General features: G+C 40.3%; 1 protein-coding gene. It reads left to right on the plus strand.

What is annotated here, in order from left to right; all coding sequences use genetic code 11:
* A partial coding sequence (locus B0186_RS11085) for a VENN motif pre-toxin domain-containing protein (RefSeq protein ID WP_143411972.1) occupies positions 1 to 971 on the plus strand: 971 nt, incomplete at both ends.

Below are 971 nucleotides of genomic sequence, written 5' to 3' on the forward strand. Positions count from 1 at the left end.
GTACAGGCTTATGATTTGGTGGAAATGAGAGAAAACCAAGAGCTTGCTAATGTTGCAGGACAAGTAGGAGCAAGGCTGGTTGGTGATGTGTCTCAAATGTTAGAGTGGGAAGAAGGAAGCCCCCAAAAAATAGCCCTTCATGCTGTAGTAGGTGCATTAGCAGCTAAATGGAGTGACGGAAATGTAGCTGTAGGCGCAGGGGCTGGAGCATTAAGTGAATGGGCAAATAGTCAAATAGAAGATTATCTAAAAAACCATCCGGAATTAAATCTCAGTCAAGATGAACGCTATGCTATTCAACAAGCAACAGCGGCGGCACTAGGTGCGGCAGTTGGAGCGGTGATTGGAGGGAATAGTGAGTCAGTCGGTCAAGGAGCATTAACGGCTTATAATGCAGAGAAATTTAATCGACAGTTGCATCCGAAAGAAATTGATTTAATTAAAGCAAAAGCCTCAGCTTATGCAAGAGAACAAAATATTTCTGAAGAGGAGGCGATTGCTCAGTTGACAGAGGAAAGTTTGAGAGGTGTTTCAGATGATGCTGCTCATCTTGTAAAAAATGAGACTGCTAGACAATATTTAAATAAATTGAGAGCAGAGGTTGGGGAGCCTTGGCTATTTGATGTTTTAAATAGAAATTCTACTGAATATAAAAATAGTCTGATTTATGCAGATGGAATAGGTAAACATCAGGATGTATATAATAAAGCAAGGTTAAATCATTCCATTATGTCCACCCATGAACAGCTTTTAGCAAGAGGATTAAAAGAAAGTTCAAATTACCATAAGCAAGTAGGTAAAGAGACCGTGCTTTCAGTCTATGGCGATACCTTAAAAGCGATTGAATTCAACCATAGACTGGCTGAAGAATTGAAACGACAGCCAGATGATAATGCAGAAGCCTTAGGCTACAGATATGAAAGAGCGGGTAATCAACTATCAGACATCATCTCTAGCTCATACCCAAATGC

The organism is Canicola haemoglobinophilus (assembly GCF_002015075.1).
GTDB lineage: Bacteria > Pseudomonadota > Gammaproteobacteria > Enterobacterales > Pasteurellaceae > Canicola > Canicola haemoglobinophilus.